The 25,905-nt window shown below is 65.3% G+C and carries 17 protein-coding genes; 11 read left to right on the forward strand and 6 right to left on the reverse strand.

Translation table 11 applies throughout. The annotated features are described in order from the left end of the window. Positions 1-62: 62 nt before the first annotated feature. Together GA615_RS08625 and GA615_RS08630 are read left to right on the forward strand one after the other, a co-directional pair. Positions 63-1,766 (forward strand): SpoIIE family protein phosphatase, encoded by a 1,704-nt coding sequence (locus GA615_RS08625; protein WP_152050871.1) that lies wholly within the window; start codon positions 63-65, stop codon positions 1,764-1,766. Positions 1,767-1,895: 129 nt separating this feature from the next. Beyond that, positions 1,896-3,488, forward strand: coding sequence for an NAD(P)/FAD-dependent oxidoreductase (locus GA615_RS08630; RefSeq protein ID WP_152050872.1), 1,593 nt, complete (start codon positions 1,896-1,898; stop codon positions 3,486-3,488). A gap of 21 nt (positions 3,489-3,509) precedes the next feature. Here the strand turns inward: GA615_RS08630 and GA615_RS08635 are convergent, their stop codons facing one another. After that, positions 3,510-5,660, reverse strand: coding sequence for a YfbK domain-containing protein (locus GA615_RS08635; RefSeq protein WP_152050873.1), 2,151 nt, complete (start codon positions 5,658-5,660; stop codon positions 3,510-3,512). A 53-nt stretch (positions 5,661-5,713) separates the two neighbouring features. After that, on the reverse strand, positions 5,714-6,277 hold the full coding sequence (locus GA615_RS08640) for an RNA polymerase sigma factor (protein ID WP_152050874.1): 564 nt from the start codon (positions 6,275-6,277) through the stop codon (positions 5,714-5,716). Positions 6,278-6,530: 253 nt separating this feature from the next. Between GA615_RS08640 and GA615_RS08645 the strand changes: the two genes are divergently transcribed. Further along, positions 6,531-7,247 carry a methyltransferase domain-containing protein gene (locus GA615_RS08645; protein WP_152050875.1) on the forward strand — a complete coding sequence of 239 codons (717 nt, stop codon included), beginning with the start codon at positions 6,531-6,533 and terminating at the stop codon, positions 7,245-7,247. Between the two features lie 25 nt (positions 7,248-7,272). Further along, positions 7,273-8,907: an alkaline phosphatase family protein gene (locus GA615_RS08650; RefSeq protein WP_152050876.1), complete on the forward strand. Its 1,635-nt coding sequence runs from the start codon at positions 7,273-7,275 to the stop codon at positions 8,905-8,907. A 98-nt stretch (positions 8,908-9,005) separates the two neighbouring features. On the opposite strand, the gene GA615_RS08655 is transcribed toward GA615_RS08650, so the two are convergent. The 4 genes from GA615_RS08655 to GA615_RS08670 all read right to left on the reverse strand — a co-directional run bounded on the left by GA615_RS08655 (position 9,006) and on the right by GA615_RS08670 (position 15,910). Further along, positions 9,006-10,025 (reverse strand): HAF repeat-containing protein, encoded by a 1,020-nt coding sequence (locus tag GA615_RS08655; protein WP_152050877.1) that lies wholly within the window; start codon positions 10,023-10,025, stop codon positions 9,006-9,008. A 116-nt stretch (positions 10,026-10,141) separates the two neighbouring features. Further along, a complete protein-coding gene (locus tag GA615_RS08660) occupies positions 10,142-11,866 on the reverse strand; it encodes a M3 family oligoendopeptidase (protein ID WP_152050878.1) in 1,725 nt (574 codons plus the stop codon). Positions 11,867-11,984: 118 nt separating this feature from the next. Next, positions 11,985-14,312, reverse strand: coding sequence for an exo-beta-N-acetylmuramidase NamZ domain-containing protein (locus tag GA615_RS08665; RefSeq protein WP_152050879.1), 2,328 nt, complete (start codon positions 14,310-14,312; stop codon positions 11,985-11,987). A 53-nt stretch (positions 14,313-14,365) separates the two neighbouring features. Further along, entirely contained in the window at positions 14,366-15,910 is a 1,545-nt protein-coding gene (locus tag GA615_RS08670; RefSeq protein ID WP_201750143.1) for a sodium:solute symporter, read from the reverse strand. A 252-nt stretch (positions 15,911-16,162) separates the two neighbouring features. Between GA615_RS08670 and GA615_RS08675 the strand changes: the two genes are divergently transcribed. From GA615_RS08675 to ltaE, 7 genes are all read left to right on the forward strand, one after another. After that, complete coding sequence (locus GA615_RS08675; RefSeq protein ID WP_152050881.1) at positions 16,163-17,323, forward strand: FAD:protein FMN transferase; 1,161 nt, start codon at positions 16,163-16,165, stop codon at positions 17,321-17,323. A gap of 108 nt (positions 17,324-17,431) precedes the next feature. Next, on the forward strand, positions 17,432-18,385 hold the full coding sequence (locus tag GA615_RS08680) for a DoxX family protein (RefSeq protein ID WP_152050882.1): 954 nt from the start codon (positions 17,432-17,434) through the stop codon (positions 18,383-18,385). Between the two features lie 100 nt (positions 18,386-18,485). After that, positions 18,486-20,168, forward strand: coding sequence for a Gfo/Idh/MocA family protein (locus GA615_RS28415; RefSeq protein WP_152050883.1), 1,683 nt, complete (start codon positions 18,486-18,488; stop codon positions 20,166-20,168). A 234-nt stretch (positions 20,169-20,402) separates the two neighbouring features. After that, positions 20,403-20,984, forward strand: a complete 582-nt coding sequence (locus tag GA615_RS08690; RefSeq protein WP_152050884.1) for a hypothetical protein — start codon at positions 20,403-20,405, stop codon at positions 20,982-20,984. Positions 20,985-21,066: 82 nt separating this feature from the next. Then, a complete protein-coding gene (locus GA615_RS08695; protein WP_152050885.1) occupies positions 21,067-21,684 on the forward strand; it encodes a hypothetical protein in 618 nt (205 codons plus the stop codon). 30 nt (positions 21,685-21,714) lie between these two features. Beyond that, entirely contained in the window at positions 21,715-24,846 is a 3,132-nt protein-coding gene (locus GA615_RS08700) for a PVC-type heme-binding CxxCH protein (RefSeq protein WP_152050886.1), read from the forward strand. Continuing rightward, the gene (gene ltaE, locus GA615_RS08705) at positions 24,843-25,901 is read left to right on the forward strand and encodes a low-specificity L-threonine aldolase (protein WP_152050887.1); all 1,059 of its coding nucleotides are present in this window, start codon (positions 24,843-24,845) and stop codon (positions 25,899-25,901) included. The genes GA615_RS08700 and ltaE overlap by 4 nt, the downstream gene beginning before the upstream one ends. Positions 25,902-25,905 lie beyond the last annotated feature (4 nt).

The raw sequence follows: 25,905 nt of genomic DNA on the forward strand, positions 1-25,905 counted from the left end.
CACCCCTCGTTCCTTGCACCTACACGACACGACACGGTCAAGGTCTTCGGAGTTTTCCCGCGATGCCATTCCTCCGCAGAGAGAACGGCGAGCAACGCGGTCAGTGCATCGACCTCAAGGAGGAGGCGTTCCTGATCGGCCGCGCCCCGGATTGCAATCTGGTGCTCGACCCGCAGGGCGTCAGCCGCCGCCACGCGCAGATCGGCGTCGACTCGGGCCACTACTACCTGGAAGACCTCGGCTCTCGGAACACCACGAAGCTGAACAATCAGGTCGTTCCTCCCTGGCAACGCCTTCCCCTGAAGGCGGGCGATCGGATCAACATCTGCGACGTCGAGTTCGTCTACCTGACCCGGATGACGCCACCGGAGTCCGACGCCTCTGAGGTCATCGTCACCGAACACGGGGGCGAATCGACCATCCACACCCTCGACGCCTCCTCCACCTCCAGCGGAGGAACCCGTGTCTCGGCCGAGCGCAAGCTCGAAGCCGTGCTCGACATCACCCGCAACCTCTCCAGCACCGTCAAGATCGACGCGGTGGCGCCGAAAGTTCTCGACACCCTTTTTGAAATTTTCCCGACGGCCGAACGCGCCTTCTTGATTCTCAAAGACCCCCAGGCCGACCGCTTGATGCGCAAAGCCTTCAAGCACCGTCAACTCCGGCCGGCTCGAACCGGGTTGCAACGGCTTCATGACGGTGCGTCCAAGGACGACGAACCGCCGATGAACATCAGCCGGTCGATCGTCAACCATGTCCTCGACCGCAAGCAGGCCGTCCTCAGTCAAGACGCCGGCAACGATGCCAACCTCCCCGTCGCCGCCTCCATCGCCGACCTGAAAATCCGGTCGGTCATGTGCGCCCCCTTGCTGACCCCCGACGGCCAGGCCATGGGCATCATCCAGCTCGATACCACCTCGGCCCGTCAGTTTCAGCAAGAAGACCTCGACCTCCTCGCCGCCGTCGCCTGCCAGTCCGCCATCGCCATTCAAAACGCCCGAATGTACGAAGACATGCTGAAACAAGAGCGTGTCAATCGCGACCTTCGCCTCGCCGAGCAGGTCCAGATCAGCTTCCTGCCCGACTCCGTGCCTCAGATTCCCGGCTATGAGTTCTTTGCCTATTACCATGCCGCCAACAACGTTGGTGGAGACTACTACGACTTTGTCCCCTTGCCCGGCAACCGTCTCGGAATCGCCCTGGCCGACGTTTCCGGGAAAGGAATTCCCGCGGCCCTGATGATGGCCAAGTTCTCCGGGAACACCCGCTACTGCATCCTCACCGAGAACGCCCCCGCCCCGGCCGTAACCATCCTCAACGATCAACTGTGCGAGGCCGGGCTCGAAGAAAAATTCATCACCCTGAGCCTCTCGGTCCTCGACCTCGAACGCGGCAGGCTGACCCTCAGTTCGGCCGGACATTTGCCGGTCCTGATCCGTCGCGCCAACGGTCGGGTCGAGGAACACGGTGTCGACATCTCCGGGCTCCCGCTCGGCATTCTTCCCGATTTTCCTTACCAGCAAGTTGACATTCAGCTCGATCGCGGTGATGTCGTCGTCATTTACTCCGATGGCATTACCGACGCTCGCAGCCCTCAGGACGAGATTTACCACTCCGTCGACAAACCGAGACTCAACAACCGCCTTGCTGAGCTTTCCGGTAGCCCTGAAGCCGTTGGCCGCGCCATCCTTCAGGAAATCCGCGAGTTCTCCACCGGCGAACCCCAGGCCGACGACATGACCATGATCTGCTTCGGCCGCGTCTGACCGCTCGTGGCGCCTGTTCTGTCCGCTGCCGCGAGACGCGTCGAACGACTTCACCAGACCATCGGCCACCCCTCAGGGCAAGTCCCTCACGGTCTTCTTCCTTCTTGATCTTTTCGCCAACGATTCTCTATGTCCCTTCGCGTTGCCAACATCTCGACCCCTCTGGGTGAAGACGAGTCGGCTCTGGTCGATCACCTGGCTTCCCGGCTTGGCGTGGGTCCGTCCGACATCAGCCGATGGCGGATCCTCCGCAAGAGCCTCGATGCCCGCCGCCGAGACGACATTCGCTTCGTCTACTCCGCCGAGGTCGAGTTGGCCGACCCCGGCGCCGAGGCGTCGCTCGCCGGATCGGGGCTGGCTCCCTACACCCCCGAACGGTTCGACTGGCCCGACGCCGGATCAGAGCCGCTCCGACACCGACCGGTCATCGTTGGATCGGGTCCGGCCGGCCTGTTTGCCGCCTACTTCCTGGCCATCAGCGGATACCGACCGCTGGTCCTCGAACGAGGCCGAGCGGTCAAGGAACGCGTGGCCGACGTCCGAACCTTCGACCAGGGCGGCGCAGTCGATCCTGAGAGCAACTACCTGTTCGGCGAGGGTGGCGCCGGCACCTTCAGCGATGGCAAGCTGACCTCTCGGGGCAGCGGCCCCGACGTCCGCCGCGTCCTGGAAGTCGTGGCCGACTGCCACGGCAAGCCCTCGGTCGTCTACGAGCATCGGCCGCACCTTGGCTCGAACCGTCTTCCCTTGATCGTCCGCACCCTCCGCCGCAAAATCGAGGAGGCCGGCGGCGAGGTCCGCTTCGCCTGCCGGGTCGAGGATCTCGACCTGATCGACGGCCGCCTCAACGGCGTGATGACCAGTTCCGGCCACATTCCGGCCGACCTGGTGGTGCTCGCCACCGGCCATAGTGCCCGAGACACCTACCAGATGCTCCTTCGGCGCGGCGTTCCCCTTGCCTTCAAGCCCTTTCAGTTCGGGGTTCGGATCGAACAGCCTCAGGAATCGATCGACCGCGCCCGATACGGCCCCTCCGCCGGACACCCCGCCCTCGGCGCGGCCGACTACGAACTGGCCACTCGCGCCGGCGATCGCGATCTGTTCACCTTTTGCATGTGCGCCGGTGGCTATGTGATGGGCTCCGTGGCCGAACCCGGCTACTTCTGCACCAACGGCATGAGCGAGAGTCGACACGACTCTCCTTTCGCCAACAGCGGGATCGTCATGACGATCGGCCTTCAGGACGTCGGTTCCAACCATCCCCTGGCTGGAATCCACTTCCAGCAACGGGCCGAGCGCGCCTCCTACCTCATTGGCGGTCGATCCTACACCGCGCCGATCCAGTCCGTCCGCGACTTCTTCGCGGGTCGCGCCAGCTCGGGGACCCTCCCCAGCAGTTATCCCCGAGGAACCGTCTCGACCGACCTCGGGCTGTTCCTTCCTCCGGTCGTCATGGCCGCCCTGGAACGTGGCTTGCCCCAGTTCGACCGCTCTTTTCGCGGCCTCTTTCTCAAAGGGGCGACCTTGACCGGCCCCGAGGCCCGAGGAAGCTCTCCCGTCCGCATTCCCCGCGACCCGACCTCGCGCGAAAGTCCCACCGTCGCGGGACTTTTTCCCTGTGGAGAAGGCGCCGGCTACGCCGGAGGGATCGTCAGCGCCGCCGTCGACGGACTCCGCACCGCCCGAGCCCTCGTCGGCCGCTTCTCCTGGCCGCAAGGCTGACGACCTGGCCCAGAACTTGGTTCAGGGAACTGCCGGCTCCTCCCCAGCAAACCGCTGCTCGACCTGATTGAGCAACTTTCCCAGCTCGTCTCGAACGCCCGGCAAATATTGCTCATCTGTGGATTCGGCCAGTTCTTCGATCTGACGCAGGGTGTCTCGATTCCCCTCGATCACTCCCTGGACCACGAGCCCGAGCCAGCCGAGGGCTGTCGCCAGCCGAACATCGTCCGTGGCCTCGTCCATCGGGGTTATTGCATCCGGCACATGCACGGTGATCGATCGACGGTCTACCGTTCCCGGTACCCGGTAGGCCACTGAAGCGGTCAGCAGCTCGTTCTGGCCGATGGCGGTCGGCGCCCCTTGGTATCGACCGGCGCGATTCAGGCCGGCTCCCTCCGACTCACCCGGCCTCGCAATCGGCTCAACCTCAAACAACACGGTGGACGCATCACCTGCCTTCAAGACCTGAGGCTCCTCGCCGATCCGAGCCAGGGTGAGCCTCCTTCCTTCAAATCCGATCGGCCGGTAGCGAGCCACCCGAGCCCAATTGAACTCGACCTCGGCCGTCACCTCCTCAACAACCACCGGTGGAGCCCCCTCAGCGTCGTTCGGGTCGGTACTCCGAGCGATTAACGCAAGTCGAACCAGGTGGTTTCCTTCCGTCCAGGGCGCAGGCACGACCCGGACATCGACTCCAACCGGCTCCCCGTCCTCGGGCCGATCGTAGGAATACGAGGGCGAATTGACGAGACTCCCGGTCAGGGTTTCGGGGCCGATCGGCAATCCCTCGGCCTCGATCCGCCGGCCAAGCTCCGCGATCGAGACTCGACCGGGATCGACCGGAACCGCCGCGAAGGGCTCCAGATCGGTCTGGAACCACAAAAACCCGACCGCTTCCTCCCCTCGATCTCTCTCCGCCCCGAGATTCGAGAAAATCAGCTCCCCATCCCGACCAAACCGAGCCAACGGCACCGGCCCCCGATCCACCTGGAACGAGTTCGTGAGTTCTCCGCTCTGAAGATCAAAGACCGCCACGGAGCGATCCACAGTCGAGGCCAGCAACCGGGAACCTGTCGGATCGACAACCACCTCTCGGATCGGCTTCTCCAGCGCAAACCGTTGTGCCGGGCTTCCCTCGGGCAAGTTGACCACCTCGACCACATTTCCCGGTTGCACCGCCACGGCCTGCGATGAGGTCGATCCTGCCCTTCTCTCGATGCCCCGAGTCCCAACGACGGCCGCGAGCTGGTTACCCTCAACCTGATCCGCCGACCCTCGCATCGCGTCGGCCTCGACCTTCGGAGCAGGGGGGGGGCTCATGATCGGCTCGGCTTGCGGAGCAAGGGGGACCGTCTCGGGTGTGTCGGTCCCTCTCGCTGCGAACCCCATTCCCCCGAATCCTCCTCCCCGACCCAGAAGACCATCGGGTTCCCCTCGGTCGTTCCCTTTGGCCAGGCCCGGCATGGCGTCTCCCGTCACGGATTCCGACGGAGCCACCGCCCCCCCTGGGAATCGAGGTTCACTCACGTTCGATCGGCTCGGGACCGATCGAGTAAACCCCTCTTCCGGTGATCCCGGCGGGACCGCCCCCATGGCGAGCATCCGTTCCTCGGGGTTTGTCACCTCCTCCTCGGCGACTGCATCGGCTTCGGTCATCATCGCCGCTCTCGGGAAGGCGTCGGACGCCGGCTCGGGAGGCCTGAAGGCCGAATCGTCCCTCGAAGGAGACGCGGGCTCAGCGGTCTCACGTGGTGACTCGTCGACGGCCGCCCCGATCGAACCCGGCGCCGCTGGCGGCTGGAAGGCAAGGCTTCGCCCCTCGGTGGCCGCTCCTCGGTCTGCAACCAGAACGCCGATGCCAAAGCCGCTCATGGCCATCACGACCGAGGCCGCGACCGCAAACACCACTCGACGCACCGGGAAGCCACTCGACGTCGCCGGAGCCGTACCGAGCTTCGCGTCCAGATCGAGCCGCTGAACGATCGACAACCCCGGCATCGGCTCCTTCCGCAGGGTGCCGGAGAGCATCGCCGCCGTCTCCCGGACCTCGTCGACAAACCGCGCCGCCTCGGGACTCCGGGCCAGCAACGATTCGACCGCAAGCCGGTCGGCCTCGTCCAGCTCTCCCAGGGCGAAGGCGGTCAGGTTCGGGTCATCGGGATCGAAGGTCATCGGCACTTCCCCGGCCGTTCAGGCCGCGGTCTCGGAGACGAAACGGTGACAGATCAGGCATGCTGGCTGGAGGATGCGGCCTCGCCGTGCGACGCCCCCAAACGCCCTCGAAGCGACTTCAAGCCAACATGCAACAGATATCCCACGTTGCTGACGCTCAGGCCGGTAATGCGGCTGATCTCTTGATAGGAAAATCCTTCCTGGAACCGCAGGCGAATCACCTCCTGCTGAGTCTCCGGGAGCAATGCCATCACCCGGAGCACCCGCTCCAGCTCGTCGCGTTGTTCCTGGCCGTCGCTCGGATCGGGGTCCGCTGCCGGCACAATGCTCAGATAGGTTTCCGGCTCGCTCGATCGATTCACCCGCTTCTCCTTCCGGAGGAGATCGAGCGCCCGATTCCGGCAGACCGTGAACAGCCATTCGGCCAGATGGGGCTCGACCCGCTCGCGATCCTGACCACAGAGCTTCAGAAACGTCTCCTGCACGATGTCCCGGGCCGACTCCATCTCGCCCACGATCCGGAACGCAAAGCGCACCAGCGGCCCCTCGAACCGCTCGACAGCAGCCCGAACCCAGGCATTCCGGTCGGTCGTCGCCGATGCGTCTCCGCGCGTCATCACGTCTCCCGAGCTTCGGGGGCCGGCTCGTTCGTCCTCCCTCAAGAATAACGCAGCAGACTCGACCATCTTAGGGGGAATTGGCCAATCTCCGAAAGCACGAATTGATCCCCCTGGATTCCTCGCCCGGCTCCCTCCTCATTCCGATTGACCGATCCGACCCACTCGTCTATGATCCCGACCCGAGATCCCCGCAGGACGCGGGGCACGCCGCTTCCGGTGTTCACGAAGGGCCCAGGGAGGATCGCCCCTCATGCGAGACCACAACAAGGCGTTCTGCCAGCTCGTCTCCGAGACGTTCGACTGCCCCGGGCCGATCGTCGAGTTCGGCGCCTATCAGGTCGAAGGACAGGAAGGGTTCGCCGACCTTCGCTCCTTGTTTCCGGGCAAACAGTATCTCGGCTGCGACATGCGATCCGGCCCCGGTGTCGATCGGGTCGAGGACGTCAGCGCCATGACGCTGAACGACGAATCGGCCGGGACCATCATCTGCCTCGAAACCTTCGAACACGTGTTCGAGGTGCGACGGGCCTTTGACGAAGTCTACCGCGTGTTGAAGCCCGGGGGCCTGTTCATCCTCACCTCCCCCTTCCACTTCCGCATCCACGGCTACCCAGATGATTACTGGCGGATGACTCCGTCGTGCCTGGGCCGAATGCTCGAATGCTACGCGCTTCGGGTCGTCGGGCAGCAAGGGCCGAAGAAGACGCCGCACACGGTGATGTCGCTCGGCATCAAGCACCCGGCCCCGGCCGACGCCGTCGAACGGGCCGAGCACCTCGTCTCGCGCTACCAATCCTGGCTCATCGACCAGGAAGCGGCCATCCCCTCGATAACCAAGGTCCGCCGTCGCCTGTCAATGCTGTATCGCTCGAAGGCCGAACGGCAGCTCCTCCGAGACGAGTTCGCGGTCAACTTCTCGATCGAAGGAACGGCCGCCCTGGCCGATGCCGTCGCGCGGGCTGCCTGATTCGAGCCAGAGGAGACGACCGCCCATGTCTGCCCCATCCGACCGGGTTCTAATCCTCGGGCTCGACGGCGCCACCTGGTCCGTGATCGACCCGATGCGACGCCGAGGGGTCATGCCGAACCTCGACGCCCTGCTCGCGCGCTCCGCTCGCGGCACGCTTCGATCGTCCGAGCCCCCCATGACCGCGGCCGCCTGGACGACGATGCAGACCGGCTGCGATCCGGCCGATCATGGCATCTTCGACCACCGCTATTTTGATCCCGCGTCGAACATGATGCGGGTCAACCACTCCGGGCGATTCCGCGTGCCGACCCTCTGGCAACTGCTCGATCGCGCCGGCCGAAGCGTCATCAGCTTGAACCTCCCCGGAACGTACCCCGCGCCCAAGGTGCGCGGCATCGTTGTTTCCGGGATGGACGCCCCCCACCTGGAGGCCGCCCTCTCTGGTGCCCCGGCCGACTTCGCCGCGGCCCTCCGGCAAGACGTCCCCCGCTACGGGCTCAAATATCAATGGAAGCGCGTTCCCGAATCACTCGATGAGTTGAAGGCGAACGCCCGAGACACCACCGAGGGCTTCCTCGGCCGTGCGGAAGGGGCCGTGCTCGCCGATCGGATGATGCCCGACTGGTCGGCCCTGATGGTTCAGTTTCAGAACCTCGACCCCTTTCAGCACCGCGCCTGGCGGTTCCTGAACGTGGACGAAACCGGGATCGACCGCCCCGACTGGAACGACGCCGCCGCCGAGGTCCTCCGCGGACTCGACCGAGCCATCGGTCTGCTCTGCGAACTGGCCGACCGCCGAGGCGCGGTCATCCTCTGCGTCAGCGATCACGGCTTCGGCCCTTGCCTCGGACGCATCCACGTCAACCGGATTCTGGTGGATCAGGGGTTGATCACTCTTCCTGGATTCGGCGGGCGGATGCGTCGCCGGGCCACTCAGGCCATCGACCGCGTCCGCCTCTGGAGCGACAAGCGACGCGATCCGAACGCCCGAGGCGCCTCGTTTCACGCCTCGATCGCCGCAAGCTACCCCTTCGACTGGTCGCGGACCGTGGCCTTCGCCCCTCACCAGGACTGCGGAGCGATGGTCTACATCCCACGAACGGGTCGGCCGGGTGGCCCCTTGCCCTCGACCCCTCGCCAGATCGACGAGGTTCGCCAGCAAACCCGAGCCGTTCTCGCCGAGGCCAGGCACCCCGACACCGGCAACCCGCTGTTCCCGAAGGTCATCGACCTCGGGGCCGACTACCAGCTCGACCCAAGCGAGTTCGGCTATCCCGACCTGCTCGCCTTGCCCGACGAAAATTACTGGGTCCGAACCAAGTTGACGAGCGACCGCTCATGGGTCGCCGCCGACCCCTCGCTGCCCGGCACACATCGTCCCGAGGGAATTGTCTCCCTCTGCGCCCCCGGCGTACAGACCGACCGGGCTCTCGACGCCAATCTCCGCGACGTCGCCCCTTCAGTCCTGGCCATGCTCGGCGAGCCGATTCCTGAGCACATCCGAGGCGTTCCCTTTGCCGGCCTTGACGCCCGAAGCGTGCGGACCGACGCCGCCTCCGAGCCCGTGAAACCGCCCCACGCCTCCAGCTTCGACTTCGACCCGGAAGACGAGGCGATCGTCGAGCAACGACTCATCGACCTCGGCTATCTCGGCTAATCCCGCGATCGCCAGGTGAAGGGTTTCGGATCAAAGGGCCGGGGTCGATCGACTCCGGCCCTTGGCCGCGCGCCAACCTCGCGGCGCGATCACGCCCCTCAAAAATCGTCGCTTTCCAGAATTCCGGCCACCTGCCCCTGATCGTTGATCGCAGTGGCCGACGAAAACATCGGCCCTCCCTCGTCGATCCGTCGCAGCGTCCCCGACTGATAGACGAAGGGATCGGGGCCGATCTCCGAACCCGCCGGCCCGTCGATCATGCCGACCACAACCCCGTGGTTATTCACATCACTGGCTTCTGATCGCTGGTAACCTTCCGGTTCGGCCAAACGCTCGTATCCCCCGTCCCGAGTCCAGAGGGCGGCATGCGGCAAGCCGTCTCCGGCGAAGGTGAATCCAACGACCATCCCGGCATTGTTCACCGCCCTTGGAATCAGGGCTCCCGATTCCGAGATGACCGTGCGCGTCCACGTTCCCGAATCATCCTCCGTCCAGAGACACCCAAACACCCCATCGACGGCGGACACCGCCTTGCCGTCGTCACTGATTGCGACCACGTTCGATCCCAAGCGGTCCTCGTGAGGCAAGGCGGTGCCCACCCACGCCTCACCCTCCAGGTTCCAGACACAGGCCCGCACCCGATTATCCCCGACCGAGAAGCCACTGATCCGCCGACCATCGCTCGACACCCCGGTGGCGAACGAGGAGTAATCCCCCTCCAACGCACCCAGACCCCGAATGCCTCGCTCCGCATCCCAGACAAATCCCTGGTTGAGCAGCGGAGTGCGTCGACCCGGCGTCATCGGCTTGCTCACCCGCCCAACCACCAGGCCACCATCACTGACGGCGGCTGGGAAGGTCGCCGTGTACCCCTCCAGCAGCGGAAGATAGGTCATCTGCTCCCCCTTCACAATGAAGGGAACTTGAGCCACCACGCCGGGGCGCTCCTCCTCCTCAATCCATTCGAATCCGATCACATCACCAGCATTGTTGATTCCCGTTGCAATGATCCCCTCGGGCTTGGGACTCACCACGGTGATCGGTCCAGATGGCTCATCAGCCCCAACGCACCACGTCGCGTTCAGCGCCAGAACCACGACCAGGCAGGAAAATCGCATGAACCCTCCCTTTCATGTTGATCGTCGAGTGATGCGTCAGGGCTGTCTTGCGTGCTGAAGTATTCCGAGGCCGACCCTCAAACCCGAAACCATACTCGAGGTTCCGGATCGAAGGATCAGGCGTCGCCGAGCCGTTCCAGCTCCTCTCCGATGTCGTTCATCAACGGAGCGATCGTGGCCGCGGAGAAGTCAAACGTCGCTCCCGCCGCCTCGAACAGTTCGGGCAAGGGACGCGAACCGCCCAGGGCTAGCGCCGACCGATAGGCCGAAACCGCCGCCTTCCGATCCGTTCGCGACCGCCGCCACACCTGAAGCGCTCCTAATTGTGCGATCCCGTACTCAATGTAATAAAACGGATACAGGAAAATGTGTAACTGACGATGCCACGAACTCGACCGGATCTCCTCGTACCCCGACCAGTCGATCTGGCCGCCGAATCGATCCATCAACTGGTTCCAGGCCGCCCGACGATCGTCTCGCGAGTGGCCGGGATTGCGGTAAATCCAGTGCTGAAAGGCGTCGACCGTGGCAATCCAGGGAAGGATCAGAACAATCCCTTCGAGCAATTCACGAACCGAGCGTTTCGCGTCGGCCTCGGAATAGAAGACCGTCAGCTCGGGGGCGCCGAGCAATTCCATGCTCATCGACGCCACCTCGCAAAATTCGATCGGCGCGTCGCGGTACTCGGCCAGCGGTTCGCCTCGCGCGGCGAGGGTATGGAAGGCGTGCCCCCCTTCGTGCAAGACCGTCCGCAAGTCACCATCGACTCCCACGGCATTCATGAAAATAAAAGGAAGTCGATCATCCTCCAGATTCGCCTGGTAACCGCCGGGAGCCTTCCCCTTTCGGTTGGCAAGGTCAAGCAGCGACTGCTTGTGCATGAAGGAGAATTGCGCCCCGAGATCTTCATCAACCTTGCGAAAAATCTGAGCCGCTCCTTCGGCCAGGCGGTCAGCATCGCTGAACGGCCTCAAAGGTGCTCGTCCCTTCGGGTCCACCGCCAGATCCCATGGACGCAGCGATTCCAGCCCCATCACCGTGCGTCGTTTCTCCTGAAGCGCACGAGCCAGGGGAACCACTTCCGACTCAATCGCCGCCTGAAACGCCTCGGCCTGCTCCGGTCCGTAATCAAAGCGTTCTCGGCTCGCATAGGCATACGAAACGTAATCCGGGAACTCGGCTTCCCGAGCAATCTCCTCTCGAAGGGTAATCATCCGATCAAAGAGGGAATCAAGCGTGTCTCGATCCTCCAGGCGGCGCCGAGAAACCATCTCCCAGACTTCTTGACGCAGCGCCCGGTCGGTTTCTTCCAGATACGGGGCCATCTGAGCCAGTGTTTTTTCCTCGCCCCGGAAGGTGACGGTCATCGAACCGATGGTCTTCTGGTACGTCTGCCCCAGCTCGGCCAGCTCGGTTTCCCGAGGAATGTTCGCCTCTCGATACAGACGGCGGCGATTCTCCTGTGCCCGATCAAACACATGATACCGCTCCGGTGGCAATCCCGAGCGATGGGGAGAGTCGAGGTAGCGGTTGCGTAGCTGGTTCAGATACGGCTTGAGTTTCGGCTCGATGTCCCGGACAAAGGCCAGGTGAGCAGCCTCGCGCTGCGGATCGTCCGTCTGGCAGGTCATGGCGATGTAACGCTGCGACCCCTCCTGCGAGACCGCCGCGTTCAGCTCTCCCACGTCCTTGAGCCACTCCTCCAGCTCTTCGGGAGACGCAATCGGTCGTTCCAGCAGTTGCTGATAATACGGCTCGATCTGCTCCCAGGTCTTGAACGCGACTTCGGCCGGGAGCCAGCGGTGCGGAAAGGTTTCGGGAGTGTAGGTTGCAATGCTCATCGGTTCTCGACCTGGAGGACGGTTGCGAACAGCGACTCAGGCACGATCGCCCAGAGATCGCCCTCCTCGCAATGCTGACGCAAGGGGGAGGGCGTGGGCAATCCCAACCGGCTTGATCTCAGTCTTCGTAAATCAAGTACTTGGCTCGAACAGCCAGAAACGCGCGGAGTTCTCGAGCCCAGGTCCGTTGCACGGCCCGAACACTCGCCCCGTCCACGATGGCATCATACGCCGCCCGGTTCGTCATCAAACGATTGAGCGCCTCGGGCTTCCAGTCATCGGGGTAGAGCCGACGCAGGGTTACCGCCAGCCCGATTCCGGCCTCGATCGGATCGAAGGACTCCCAGTCGTCGATGATGAGGTAAACCCCGCCGCAATCCTCCCCTTCGTACTGCCGCTCGGAGGGGGAAAAGCGAATCGGGACGAAGCGAACACCGTCGATCCCTTCGGCATTCAACTCTCTGGCCCACCGCTGAGGGTCGATCCAGGGCGCCCCGACCCGCTCAAACGGTGTATCCGTGCCGCGTCCGGTGGCAAGGTTCGTCGCTTCAAGCAATCCCACACCGGGATAAAGCAACGCCTCGGTCAAACTCCTCATGTTGGGGGAGGGATTGACCCAGAGCAGGCCCGTCTGATCGAACCAGAACGACCGACGCCAGCCCTGGCACGGAATCACGGTCAGTTCCGCGTTGATCTCACGCTCCTGATTGAACATGAGTGCCAGCTCACCGATGGTCATCCCATGCCTGACCGGCACACGATGAAAGGCGATAAACGATTCCAGGTCGTCATCTCGCACCGGACCTTGAACCGCTTGCCCACCGATCGGATTTGGCCGGTCGAGCACGAAGATCGGGATTCCGGCCTCGGCGGCGGCCTCCATCGCCAGCCCCATCGTGCTGACATACGTGTAAAAGCGTGTCCCGATGTCCGCGATGTCGAACACCAGGGCATCGAGGCCCTCCAGCTGCTCGGGACTCGGCTTGCGGCGCTCACCATAAAGGCTGTAGATCGGCAAGCCGGTCTGTTCGTCCTTGCTGTCGTCGATGTTCGTATCGAGCAAGCCTCGGATGCCGTGCTCGGGGCTGAACAAGGTGACGAGCTCAATCCCTTCCGCCTCAAACAGCACGTCGATCGTCGTTCGACCGTCCCGAGTCCGCCCCGTGTGGTTCGTGATCAGGCCGATCCGCTTTTCCTTGAGCGGGGCGAAGCCGTTGGCCTCAAGCACGTCGATCCCGCATTGCACCTCGCCTTCCTCGACCGGGGCAGGGGGAGTCGGCCCATCAATGATGGCCGAGGCCACGATCGTTGCCAGGCGGCGGCGGAGTGCCGTCGGCGAGGGCTTGTCTCCGTCGGGATGCAAGCGGCTGGTCAAAAGAATCACAAATGTCTCGGTCTCCGGATCAATCCAGATGCTCGTTCCCGTGAATCCGGTGTGACCGAAACTGCTCGGGCCGAATCGCTCACCCTTCGGCGCGCTATAGCCGGTGTTCAGATCCCAGCCCAGCCCCCGGCGTTCTCCTTCCGGCGTGTCTCCGGCGTCAATCATCGCCCGAACCGTGGGCGGTGCCAGAATCCGGGTCCCGCTCGGGCTCTTGCCTTCATTCAGCAAGGTTTGGGCATAAACCGCCAGATCATCGGCCGTGCTGAACAGGCCGGCATGACCGGCAACCCCTCCCACGGCTCGCGATCGCGGGTCGTGCACCACCCCTCGCACCCATGTCTCACCTTCCCGTTCGGTCGGGGCAATCCGATCGAGGTCGATGCCATGTTCCAGGGGCAAAAAGCTTGAACCGTGCATTTCTGCCGGCTTGAAGACATTCTCACTCACAAACTGGTCGAGCGTTGTCCCTGAGACGCGTTCGACCAACCGACCGAGAATCAGGAACCCGACATCGGTGTAGCGAAACTGCTCGCCGGGCGTTCCAACCAGGTCGATCTCGTTGATCCGGCGCCACGCTTCCTCGACCCCGTGCTGGTAATCACCGATCGGATTGTCCGGGATCAAGCCCGCTCGGTGTCGCAAGAGCATCTCGACCGTGATCGCCTCCTTACCGTGGTTCGCCAGTTCGGGCAAATACGTGGTGATCGGCGCATCGAGATCAATTTCGCCACGCTCCCAGAGAACCATGACGGCCGTCGCGGTCGCAACTGGTTTGGTCAGCGACGCCATGTCGAAGACCGTGTCGCGAGTCATCTCCTGGGCTTCCGGCTCGACCGCCCGACGGCCCACGGCCTCGGCCAGGGCGATCTGACCCCGGCGGCCGACCACCACCACCGCCCCCGGAATCGCTCCCTCCTCGACGGCCTCCGAAACGGCCGTTCGGACCTCGTTCAGGGCCTCCGGATCGAACCCGAGGGACTCGGGAGGGGCCTCGGCCAGTCGCGCCGAGTCGGACAGGCCGATCGTCAGACCGACCACAAGCAGCACGCAATGGGAGAACATCGTCACTCCAGGGCAAGAGAGGCTTGAGCAAGGTGAAACGAGAATGACTGCCGTCAGGATTCTGAGGCGGGAATGGTCGCGGAGCCTTTTCGGCTCACCCGAGACGCCAGCAGGCCGACCAGGACGGTCGTTCCCGATCCGACCAGGGCGAAATACGGCCAGGCCAGTGCTCCCTCGAACGGATACAGCGGCTCGATCAGTTCCGGTCCGAACCGGGCATACGAAACGGCCACCAACCCCGCGACCATCCCGATCAGGGCCGACCGCTGATTCACCGTCGTCGTCAAGATGCCGAGCAAGAACACGCCGAGGATAATCCCGGTCACGAACGACGCGATCGCCAGCGCGTCCTCGACCACCGGGCTGTTCTGGAATTTCGCCGCCGCGACGCCGGCAATCCCCATCTGAGCCAGTCCCCAGCCGACGGTCATCACCTTCGAGAGCCTCAGCAGGCGATCATCGCTCATCGAGGGCGCCATCGGCCGAATGAGGTCGTTAATGGTCGACGAGGCCGAGGCATTCAACGAGCTGGACAGGGTGCTCATCGCCGCCGAGAAGATCGCCGCCACGACCAGCCCCACCAGCCCTGTCGGCAAGTAATTGACAATGAACGAGGCAAACTCGTCGTCCACCTGCAACGGTCGTTCAGGAGGATATTCCACATAGAAGATGGAGAGCGCGACGCCGATCAACAGGAACAGCGCGAACTGCGCAATCACCACGAAGCCGCTGCAAATCAGGGCCACCGCCGCCTGGGTTTGCGACCGGGCCGACAGGTAACGCTGAACCATCATTTGATCCGCGCCGTGGGTTGCCGTGTTCAGCACGACCCCGCCAATCATCCCCGCCCAGAAGGTAAACGGCCGGGTCAGATCAAACGTGAAGTCGAACATCCGAAACTTGCCGAGCGCGCTGCCGGTTTCCCAGAGATCGGCCCAGCCGCCGTCGAGCCGAGCGACCATCAAGACCAGAGCCGCCACGGCGCCGATCATGTAGATGATGAACTGCGTCACGTCGGTCCAGACGACCGCCGTCATCCCACCCAGAAACGTGTAGACGATCGTCGACAGGCCCATCATCACAATGGCGATCGGCATGGCCCAGTCAATCGGCATGATCGAGCCTGGCCCATCCCCCACCAGGCCGCTCAGCAGCAGGAGGTTCCGCAACACGAGCGCCGCCAGAAACAGGCGAAGGCCGTCTCCCAGGGTCCTCGAAAGCAGGAAGAGGACCGAGGCCGCCGTCTTGGTCGCCCCTCCGAACCGATCGTTGAGGACCTGATACGCCGTGTACATCTGCCCCCGAAAGTAGCTCGGCAGCAGGATGACCGACACCAGGACTCTGCCGACGATGTAGCCGAGGGCCAGTTGCAGATAGGTAAAATCGCCCCCCTCTCGATAGGCCAGACTCGGCACGCTGAGAAAGGTGGCCGTACTCGTCTCGGTCGCGACGATCGAGAGCATCACCGCCCAGGCAGGCACCTGCCCTCCACCGAGGAAGTACCCTTTCAGCCCCTTGCTTCTCGACCCCAGGATCGAGCCGAACAGGGTGACGCCGACGATGTAAACAACAATGATTCCGAGGTCGATCGGGCTCATGGGCAGGGAACCGGGCCTTCGGCATCTATAACTTTCCGAATCACGAGGAAGCGAATCAGCCTAACCGGCTCGAACCGGCTTGACCACTCCCGCCCGATGGTTCGAAGGTAAGGTGATGCCGCACCACGTCTTTGTCGGGGAGATCTTCCTCCCCACCCTGTCGTGAGGTTATAATGAAAGGTGCCATCACGATCCGATCTACCCAAAACATCGTCTGGTCCGTCGGTCTTGACCGATGGAAACCCACGAGTGATGGCCCCTCCCGCCCCACCGTTCCCGGTCGCCGACCCCCGCGAAACGAGGTCTGGAGTGCTCCCTCCTCCATCGAGTGTCAGCCGCCGCGATTTGTTCCGGTTCCGCTCCCCCGGCCGAGCGTCTGAACCGAACACCCCGGCTCCTTCCCCTGCGCTCGAACGCGTCAACGGTGGCGATCTCGTGCTGGCCCGCCGGCCGGGCATGGGTTCGTACTTCGAGGTCCGGCTCCCCGTTCGCACCCCTGGAGCGGCCGCGCTCGCCCAGTCGGCGCTCGACGTGATCGACGCTGTCGAATTTCTCTTGACCATTTATCGGGACGATTCCGAGGTCAGCCGCCTGAACGCCTCGGCCCACGAGGGGCCGGTTCGCGTCTCTCCCGAACTGTTCTCCCTGATCGAGCGTGCCCTCCAGATCGGCCGGCAGACCGACGGTGCCTACGACCTCGCCTCAGGGGCCCTGAGCCTCGCCTGGGGATTCATCCGAGGGCCAAAGCGGGTCCCCAGTCCCGATGACCTGGCCGATGCCCGCGATCGCTCGGGAAGCCATCTGATCCAGCTTGACCCCGAGCAATCGACCGTTCAGTTCTCTCGTCCCGGAGTCGTCCTGAACTTCGGCGCGATCGGCAAAGGCTACGCACTCGACCGGGTCGCCCAGCTCATCCGCGATTACTGGTTCCCGACCTCCGCCCTCGTTCACGGAGGCCAGTCGAGCCTCTTTGCCCTCGGTTCGCCCCCCGATCGCCTCGGCGGACGCTGGCAGATCCGGGTGGTTGATCCGTTTGACCTCTCCCGATCAGTCGGCACCTTGCACTTGCGGAATCGCGGCCTCTCCACCTCCGGCGGATCGATCCAGTGGTTCGAGGCCAACGGCTGCTTCTACAGCCACATTCTTGACCCCCGAATCGGCGAGCCGCTCGACGCCGACGCCCCGGCCAGTGTCACCGTCCTCGCTCCGACGGCCGCCGAGGCCGATGCCCTCTCCACCGCCTTCTCGATCCTTGGCCCCGACGGTTCGGCCGCAATCCTTCGCGATCGAACCGACATCGCCGCCCTGTTCATTCTTCGAGGAGAGGATGGCCGATCCCGAACGGTGACGTTCAACCTCTCCGATCACGATTTCTCCCCCGAGTCCCTCGAAGGCGCGACCGCCCCGCCGTAAACTGTCGGGATTGCATCCCGGGCCCCTGGCCGGTCGCCAGGGTTTCGGGAGAGCCGCTCCTCGCCCCTGGAGCCGCGTCTCGTTTCCCTTGAAGGAGGGTCGCCCACGATGGCCCCGCGTTGGTATTATCCCGGCTTCTTCGGCGCCTTGTTCCTGGTGCTGCTCCGCATCGCGATCGGCTGGCACATCTACTACGAAGGCCGCGAGAAGATCGAGAGCCAGGACACCGCTCAGCCCTTCTCCTCCGAATCGTACCTGCGAAACGCCACGGGGCCGCTCGCCGAGAACTTCCGCAACCTCGTTCCCGATGTCGATAGCCTCGATCAGCTCAATCCGGACCTGCTGAACCAGTGGTGGGATGAGGAACTGCGACGGGCCTCGGCCCACTTCCAGTTCAATGCCGATCAACTCGCCCAGGCCCGCGAACAGCTCGATCAGACCAAGGCCCGCGCCGAATCCTGGTTTGCCGACGACGAAACCGCCGACCAGATCGCCGATTACAAGGAAAAGGTCGCTCAGGTCCGCGAGGGTCGGCGTCAACCCCCGGAAATGGCCTTCGAACGCGATCGGCTGCAAGACCTTCAGTACGAGGTCGAAACCCTTCGCAAGGAACTCGTCGCCCCGATCGACCAGTGGACGGCCGACCTGCGCTCCTCCTGGGTCGCGCTGGCCGAGCCGGATCAGCTCGAAACCGCCGGCGAACTCGGCCGTCCGCCGTCATCGCTCGACCGGATCGACCTGACCACCATGTACGGCCTGACCATTTGCGGACTCCTGCTGATGGCCGGCCTGTTCACTCCCGTCGCAGCCCTGGGCGCCGCCGGATTGTTGTTCCTCTTTTACATCAGCATGCCCCCGTTCCCGGGTCTGCCTCCGAACCCTCGGGCCGAGGGGACGTACTTGATCGTAAACAAAACGCTGATCGAGATGCTCGCCTTGCTCGCCCTGGCGGCGACCCCCAGCGGCCTCTGGTTCGGCGTTGACCGTTTGCTGTTCGGCTGGATCGATCGGCGGAACAACACCCGCGCTGTCGAGGCCCGCGAGCCCCAAGCCACCGCGTAATCTCCACCTTCCTCGGGCCGTCGCCCCGGCCCGATCGCCCCGACGTTGACCGGTCCTAGAACGTTTCGGGACCGCTTCGAACCGACAGGAGCTGCCAAGCATGACCAACCATCTCACCGACGAGCAGCGTGCCATCGGTCGGGCCAACGCCTACGCCGCGATCGGCGGGCTGGAGACCGGCCCCCGAGCGGGCTACCCGACCCGTCGCGACTTCCTCGTGGCCGCCGCCGCCGCCGGGCCCGCCCTCGGCGCCCTTTATTTCGGCTACAAGCCCCTCGGGGCGAACCAGCCGGCCGTCAAGGCCGTCGTCATCGGCACCGGCAACGAAGGTTGCGATGCCATGATCCGCCAGTCGAACCGCGACTACATTAATTACATTGGCTTCTGCGACGCCCGCCCCTACAACCAGAAACGCGCCCTCGACTACTTCGCCCGCCAGGACCTGGGCCAGTACACCAAGTCCGACATCGCGGCCCTGAAGAACTACGGCACGATCAAGGAGGTCCTCGACGACCCCGAGGTCGAAGTCGTCGTCATCGCCCTGCCGCTTTGGCTGCACGCCCCGGTCGCCATCGACGCCCTGAAGGCCGGCAAGCACGTCTTCTGCGAAAAGCTGATGGCCCACGACATCAGCGAATGCAAGGCCATGATCAAGGCCGCCAGGGAGAACAACCGCCTGCTGGCCATCGGCCACCAGCGGCACTACTCGGCCATCTACGACAACGCCAACGCCCTGATCCGCGCCGGCATGCTCGGCGACATCCGCCACATCCGGGCCTCCTGGCACCGCAACAACGGCCAGCTCCAGTTCGCCAAGAACGACGACGGCACCATCCAGCGCGACGACAAGGGCGATCCCGTCATCCTCCGCGACGACGACGGCAACCCCCTCTACTACGACTCCTGGAAGCCCCCCTACATGGAAGGGGACGACAAGGTCGACCTCGACGCCATCGCCTACAAGGCGTCCGACGGCAAGGTTTACAAGTGCAACAACCACGACGAGCTCGTCCGCTGGCGGCTCTATGACAAGACCGGCGCCGGCCTGATGGCCGAGCTGGGCAGCCACCAGCTCGACGCCTGCTCCATCTTCCTCGGCAAGCAGCACCCCCTGGCCGTCTCCGGCTTCGGCGGCACCTACTACTACCAGGACGGCCGCGAGGTCGACGACCACGTCTTCGTCAACTTCGAGTTCCCGAAGATCGGCGCCAACCTCGACAGCCGAGGCATGCCCGACACCGACGAGCGCGTCGTCGTCTCCTACTCCTCGATCACCACCAACGCCTTCGAGGACTATGGCGAGACCGTCATGGGGATCTACGGCACCCTGATGGTCTCCAAGGAATACGACATCTACCTCTACAAGGAATACGACCGCAACCGTCCCCAGGACAACTGGGCCGGCCGCTCCACCACCATCTCCGTCGAGTCGGGCAACGCCCTGGCCACCAGCCCGAGCCTCGCCGGCCCGTCGCAGGCCCAGTCGCTCGGCGCGATGGCCGCCGGCCCCGGCGACCTCCCCTCGCGCGGCTACCGCGAGGAACTCGAGCACTTCGCCTACTGCATCCGCAACGGCGACCCGAGCAACTACAACGGCGACACCGACCACCAGCCCCGCTGCCCCGGCCCCGTCGCCCTGGCCGACGCCGTCATCGCCCTGACCAGCAACCTCGCCATGCGGCACAACGCCCGGATCGAGTTCAAGCCCGAGTGGTTCGACCCCGAGTCCCCCGCCGTCCCCGAGGCCGACTTCTCCGGCCGCCTCGCCCGCGGCCGCGCGTGATCGGCCTTCGTGCCGACCACCCCCTTCGGTTCCAGCAGCCCGGCCCGGGATTCTTCTCCCGGGCCGGGCCTTGTCATTCCCGAGGCGTGGCCAGCAGCTCACCCTTGTGATCGATGCAACAAGGATTCGTCGGAATTTCACTGGACGACGTGTCCAAAGGGGGATAGCTTCATCCCTCGGGCCGGGAACAGACCGGCCCGCGTGCCGGGAAACCCCATCTTCCGGAGGACACCGATGACATTCCCTCCCCGAGCCATCTCGCTCAGCCTCCTGCTCGCCATCGCCTTCGCCCCCGTCGTCGTCGCCGCCCAGGACGAGCCCGAGGACCCACGCGCCCCGCTCCCTGAAGGGCACTTTCGGATCGCCTCGTTCGAATTCGCCGAGACGGCCAACATCATGGCCATCGAGGCCGAGATCGAGGCCCCGGTCGGCTCGATCGTCGACATCCGGTCGGAAGGCCCCGGCCAGCAGGGCTCGCGGAGCCGTTCGAGCATCGCATCCCCCTCGGGGAAGGCCACCGGCCGGCTCCACATGCTCGCGATGCTCGACCGCTTCGGGGTCTATCAGTCCCCGATCGGCCGAGAGGTCGAGGGCCTGAGCACGTTCATGCTCTTCACCAAGGCCGCCCGCAGCGGCGGTGGCGGCGGCGGTTCCGTCATCATCCCCGCCGACCAACCGCTCGACGAGATCCTGACCCCCGCGCTGAAGCCCGGCCTCCACCGGCTCGGTTCGAGCGTCGACGCCTTCCGATTCCAGGAAAAGACCTATACCATCACCGTGACCTACCCCGGGGCCGTGGTCGGGGAGAACCGCTGATCCAGGCCGGCCGAGCCCAACCCTCGGGCGATCCGGCGTCGATTTCCGAACTCCCCATCCTGTCGAACCGGGGTCTCTTCGCATGATGACAACAGCATTGCTGATCACCTCCGTGCTGCTCCCGGCGGCGGCGGGCGCCCCGCCCGATGCGGCAGCGGCCCGGGCTCCCGGCCAGGCGATCCCGGACGGGCACTTCCGCGTCCATTCCTCCGACTTCGGGCGCACGGCCCACCTGGCGCTGATCGAGCTGCAACTCGACATCCCCGCCGGCATGACGCTCCTCGTCGAGGACTTCGGGAATGGCTCCATGAGGCGCCCCGTCCCCGAGGGCGGCGACCGGCCGTTCCATCGGGAGCACTTCGCCGCGGTGGTCGACCGTTTCGGCGTCTTCCGATCCGGCGGCGACTTTGGCAGAATGCCGGGCGAGTCGTGCTGGTTCGCCACGAAGACCGACAGCAGTTCGGGCGTCTCCCAGGTCCGCGACGTCCCCCATCACCTGCCCCTCGAGCAGATGTTCGAAGGCTTCCTGGAGCCCGGGGACTATCCGGTCGGCCCGCCGCTCGAGGTCTTCCGCTTCCGGGACCAGACCTGCACGATCCGCGTCGTCCCGAACGCCGAGGCGCCAGCCGCCCCCCGGCCGGCCCCCAGGCGACCCGGCGCCGATTTCCTCGGCTGCCTGAACCCGGCTGCCCACCCCTGATCCGGCCGCCATCGCGGTCGAGGAGCGAAGATGATGAGACGGACGTCGGTCCTCACCGCGATGGTCCTCATGGCGCTCGGGGCGGTGCTGCCGCTCCGGGCCCGCCAGGACGCCCCGATCCCTCACGGTCAGGACCGACCGCCCAACCCCGCCCGCAGCCCGGCCGAGGCGATCGCCGCGATGACCGTGCCCGACGGCTTCACCGTCGAGCTCGTCGCCGGCGAGCCGAACCTCGTCAACCCCGTCGCCATGACCTTCGACGAGAAGGGGCGGATCTGGGTCACCGAGAGCCTCGAATACCCCCGCCGCGAGCCCGGCCCCGGCCGCGATCGCGTGAAGATCCTCGAGGACACGAATGGGGATGGTTCCGCTGATTCGGTGCGAATCTTCGCCGAAGGGTTGAACATCCCCTCGGGGATCGCCGTCGGCCACGGAGGCGTCTGGGTGGCCAACGCGCCCGACATCCTCTTCTATCCGGACGCCGACCGCGACGGCGTCGCCGACGGCCCCCCCCAGGTCGTCGTCTCCGGCTTCGGCCGGTTCGATACACACGAGCTGCCCAACAGCCTCACCTGGGGGCCCGACGGCTGGCTCTACGGCTGGAACGGCGTCTTCAACCCGAGCAAGGTCGAGCAACACGGCAAGACATTCGAATTCACCTGCGCCATCTTCCGCATCCACCCGGTCACACGCAAGTTCGAACTCTTTTGCGAAGGGACGAGCAACCCCTGGGGCATCGCCATCGACCCCGAGGGCTCGCTGTTCGCCTCGGCCTGCGTGATCGACCACCTCTGGCACCTGGTCGAGACGGGCTACTACCACCGGCAGGGGGGGCCGTACCCGCCGTTCACCTGGAAGATCGAATCGATCGTCGACCACTTCCATCAGAAACGCGCCTACTGCGGCATCACCTACTTCGACAGCGACGCCTACCCCGCCGAGTACCGCGACAAGCTCTACATGGGGAACATCCACGGCAATTGCATCAATGTCGATTCCCTCACCCGCAACGGCTCCACCTACCAGGGCCACGGCGAAGCCGACTTCCTCTCCGCCAACGACGCCTGGTTCATGCCCGTCGTCCAGAAGGTCGGCCCCGACGGCTCCCTCTACATCCTCGACTGGTACGACCGCTACCACTGCTATCAGGACGCCAACCGCGACCCCGCCGGCATCGACCGCCTCAAGGGGCGTCTCTACCGCGTCCGCTACGGCGACACCCCGCGCCGGGCGAACTTCGATCTCGCATCCGAGCGTGATGATTCCCTCATCCGGCTCCTCGACAGCCCGAACGTCTACGACCGCGACATCGCCCAGCGCCTGCTGACCGAACGGCTCATGCGTGGCAGCGTCGTCAACAGCCGGGCCCCGCTTTACGACCGGGTTCGCGCCGCCGTCTTCTCCGACGACCTCGGCCGCAAGGGACGCCTTCACGCCCTCTGGGCCCTCGTGGGATGGCTCGGTCAGGGATACGCCGCGCTCGATCACTTCCCCGACATCGACCGATCCGTCGCCTGGACGTCTGAACTCATCCGCGACCTGATCGCCCACGACGACCCGACCTTCCGTGCCTGGGGCGTCCGCTACGCCGGAACCCTGGGACGGGTCGAGCCCGACGTCCTCGCATCGCTCGTCACCCTCGCCGCCGACCCCTCGCCCGACGTCCGCTTCCAGCTCGCCATCGCCTCCCGCAAGGTCGAGGGCATGGACGCGATGGTCACCCTGCTCGCGGTCCTCGGCCAGACCGAATCCGACCCCTTGCTCCCCCGCGTCGTCTGGCAGAACCTGCACCCGATGCTCGACGATCCCGAGGCCGTCGCTCGCCTGGCCGACTTGCTCCAGGGTGCCGACCTGCGCTGGTCGTCCTCGCTGGCCGAGATGCTGCCGAGGATGCTCGACCGCATCATCGCCGTCGATGCGGTTTCCGGGGAACAGATCGCCGACCTCGCCCGGTTCATCATCGAGCACGAATCGGTTGATCACTCCTCGCGGCGGGCGAGTCTCGCCACGATTTCCGATCAGGTGCGACAAGGGCGGTTCGATTCCGACCGGCTCGCCTCGCTCCGCGCGGGCCTCCAGCCGGCCTTCCGCCGCACCCTGGTTGATGAGGATGACCCGATCCGGCCCGCCTTCGCCCGGCTCGCCGCCCTTTGGGGAGACGCCGACGCCCTGGCCCTCGTCCGCCAGCGGTTCGCCGACCCCGAGGCCGAGGACGCCGAGCGTCGCGCGTCGCTCGATGTCCTCGTCGCGGCCGAGGATGCCGACGTCTTCCCCGCGATCGCCGACGTGATCGCCCGCCCGGAAGCCGGTTCCGTCGCCTTCCGGGGCGAGGTACTGGCCGCGATCGGCCAGATCAACGAACCTCGGATTGCTGACTTGATCCTCGGCTCCTACTCTGCCTTCGAGCCCGAGCTGAAACCCCGCGCCGTCGCCCTCCTCACCCAGCGTCCCGCCTGGACCCGGTCCTTGCTCGAAGCGATCGGGCGTGGCGAGCTGCCCACCCAGGTCCTCAACGTCAACCAGGTCCGCGCCCTGCTGGAAAGCCCCGACCGCGACCTGGCCGACCTCGTCCGCCAGACCTGGGGCACCGTCCGCGAAGGGCGCGACCCGGCCCGGGAACAGATCCTCGCTCAGGTGCGCAACGCCCTGAACGAGGCCCACGGCGACCCCATCGCTGGCCGGCTCGTCTTCGAGCGTGTCTGCGCCCAGTGCCACCAGATGTACGGCAAGGGGGAACAGGTCGGCCCTGACCTCACCGGCAACGGCCGAGGCTCGTATGAACAACTGTTCTCGAACGTACTCGACCCCAGCCTCGTCATCGGCGCCTCGTATCAAGGGACGATCGTGGCCACCGCCGACGGCCGCATCCTCGCCGGATTGGTCGAGGAAGACAACGACCGTCGGATCGTCCTGAAGCTCCAGGGGGGCGAGCGAGAGGTCATCCCCCGCGACCAGGTCGAGGAGGTCCAGGTCAGCCCGCTCTCCCTCATGCCCGAGAACCTGGAGGAGCAGATCACCCCGAGCGAGATGGCCGACCTCTTCGCCTTCCTCTGCCTCGACCGCGCCCCGGAAGACCCCGAAGCCCGCCCCATCGACGGCACCCCCCGCACCCTCATCGCCCCCCGAGCGACCCCAGCCTCGCCCGAAGGATCTCAGGAATGAGCACCCGATCATTGATTGACCTCCGATCCGACACCGTGACTCAGCCCACCCCCTCCATGCGCCGGGCGATGGCCGAGGCCGAGGTGGGCGACGACGTGTACGGGGAGGACCCGACCGTCCTCGCCCTCGAATCCCGGGTGGCGGACCTGCTCGGCAAGGAGGCCGCCCTGTTCGTCCCCTCGGGCACGATGGCCAATCAGATCGGCATCGGCTTGCATGCGGGGCCGGGAGATGAGTTGATCTGCGACGCTCGCGCCCATGTCTATGTCTGGGAGGCCGGGGGCATCGCCCGGCACTGGGGGGTGCAGGCCCGCACGATCAACCCGCACGGAGGCCTGATCACCGTCGACCACCTGCGGGACAAGATCCAGCCCGACAACGAGCACTACGTCCGCACCCGCCTCGTCTGCCTGGAGAACACCCACAACCGCGCCAGCGGCCGGGTCCAGCCGATCGACTCGGTCCGCGCCATCTCGGGCTGGGCCCGCGAGCACGGCCTGGCCATGCACCTCGACGGTGCCCGGCTGATGAACGCCGTGGTCGCCTCGGGCGTCCCGGCCCGCGACTGGGCGGCCGAGTTCGACACCGTCTCGATCTGCTTCAGCAAGGGGCTCGGGGCTCCCGTCGGCTCGGCCATCGCCGGATCGGCCGATCTCATGCGCCAGGCTCACCGGCTCCGCAAGGCCCTGGGCGGCGGCATGAGGCAGGCGGGGATCATCGCGGTCGGCGCGCTGCACGCCCTGGAACACCACGTAGACCGGATCGCCGAAGACCACGCACATGCGCAAATGATTGCGCAAGCGATCGAACAGGCTCCCGGCCTGTCCCTCGAATCGGGGCCGGTCGAGACGAACCTCGTCTGGATTGCGGTCGATCCCGAGGTCGGCACGGCTCGGGAGGTGGCTGATCGGCTCCGGGAACTGGGGGTGCTCGTCAGTGCGCTCGGACCTCAGATCCTCCGGGCGGTCACCCATCTGGACTGCTCCCGATCCCAGGCCGAGCAAGCCGCCGAGGCCATCTCCCGCGTGACCGCGGGGATGGTCCGAACCGCCTGAGGCG

It is taken from the genome of Tautonia marina (assembly GCF_009177065.1).
Taxonomy (GTDB): domain Bacteria; phylum Planctomycetota; class Planctomycetia; order Isosphaerales; family Isosphaeraceae; genus Tautonia; species Tautonia marina.

Bases quoted from the DNA above. Each gene is read 5' to 3' on its own strand.
- GA615_RS08625 (WP_152050871.1), top strand. From the start codon at position 63: ATGCCATTCCTCCGCAGAGAGAACGGCGAGCAACGCGGTCAGTGCATC.
- GA615_RS08630 (WP_152050872.1), top strand. From the start codon at position 1,896: ATGTCCCTTCGCGTTGCCAACATCTCGACCCCTCTGGGTGAAGACGAG.
- GA615_RS08635 (WP_152050873.1), bottom strand. From the start codon at position 5,660: ATGACCTTCGATCCCGATGACCCGAACCTGACCGCCTTCGCCCTGGGA.
- GA615_RS08640 (WP_152050874.1), bottom strand. From the start codon at position 6,277: ATGACGCGCGGAGACGCATCGGCGACGACCGACCGGAATGCCTGGGTT.
- GA615_RS08645 (WP_152050875.1), top strand. From the start codon at position 6,531: ATGCGAGACCACAACAAGGCGTTCTGCCAGCTCGTCTCCGAGACGTTC.
- GA615_RS08650 (WP_152050876.1), top strand. From the start codon at position 7,273: ATGTCTGCCCCATCCGACCGGGTTCTAATCCTCGGGCTCGACGGCGCC.
- GA615_RS08655 (WP_152050877.1), bottom strand. From the start codon at position 10,025: ATGCGATTTTCCTGCCTGGTCGTGGTTCTGGCGCTGAACGCGACGTGG.
- GA615_RS08660 (WP_152050878.1), bottom strand. From the start codon at position 11,866: ATGAGCATTGCAACCTACACTCCCGAAACCTTTCCGCACCGCTGGCTC.
- GA615_RS08665 (WP_152050879.1), bottom strand. From the start codon at position 14,312: ATGTTCTCCCATTGCGTGCTGCTTGTGGTCGGTCTGACGATCGGCCTG.
- GA615_RS08670 (WP_201750143.1), bottom strand. From the start codon at position 15,910: ATGAGCCCGATCGACCTCGGAATCATTGTTGTTTACATCGTCGGCGTC.
- GA615_RS08675 (WP_152050881.1), top strand. From the start codon at position 16,163: ATGGCCCCTCCCGCCCCACCGTTCCCGGTCGCCGACCCCCGCGAAACG.
- GA615_RS08680 (WP_152050882.1), top strand. From the start codon at position 17,432: ATGGCCCCGCGTTGGTATTATCCCGGCTTCTTCGGCGCCTTGTTCCTG.
- GA615_RS28415 (WP_152050883.1), top strand. From the start codon at position 18,486: ATGACCAACCATCTCACCGACGAGCAGCGTGCCATCGGTCGGGCCAAC.
- GA615_RS08690 (WP_152050884.1), top strand. From the start codon at position 20,403: ATGACATTCCCTCCCCGAGCCATCTCGCTCAGCCTCCTGCTCGCCATC.
- GA615_RS08695 (WP_152050885.1), top strand. From the start codon at position 21,067: ATGATGACAACAGCATTGCTGATCACCTCCGTGCTGCTCCCGGCGGCG.
- GA615_RS08700 (WP_152050886.1), top strand. From the start codon at position 21,715: ATGATGAGACGGACGTCGGTCCTCACCGCGATGGTCCTCATGGCGCTC.
- ltaE (WP_152050887.1), top strand. From the start codon at position 24,843: ATGAGCACCCGATCATTGATTGACCTCCGATCCGACACCGTGACTCAG.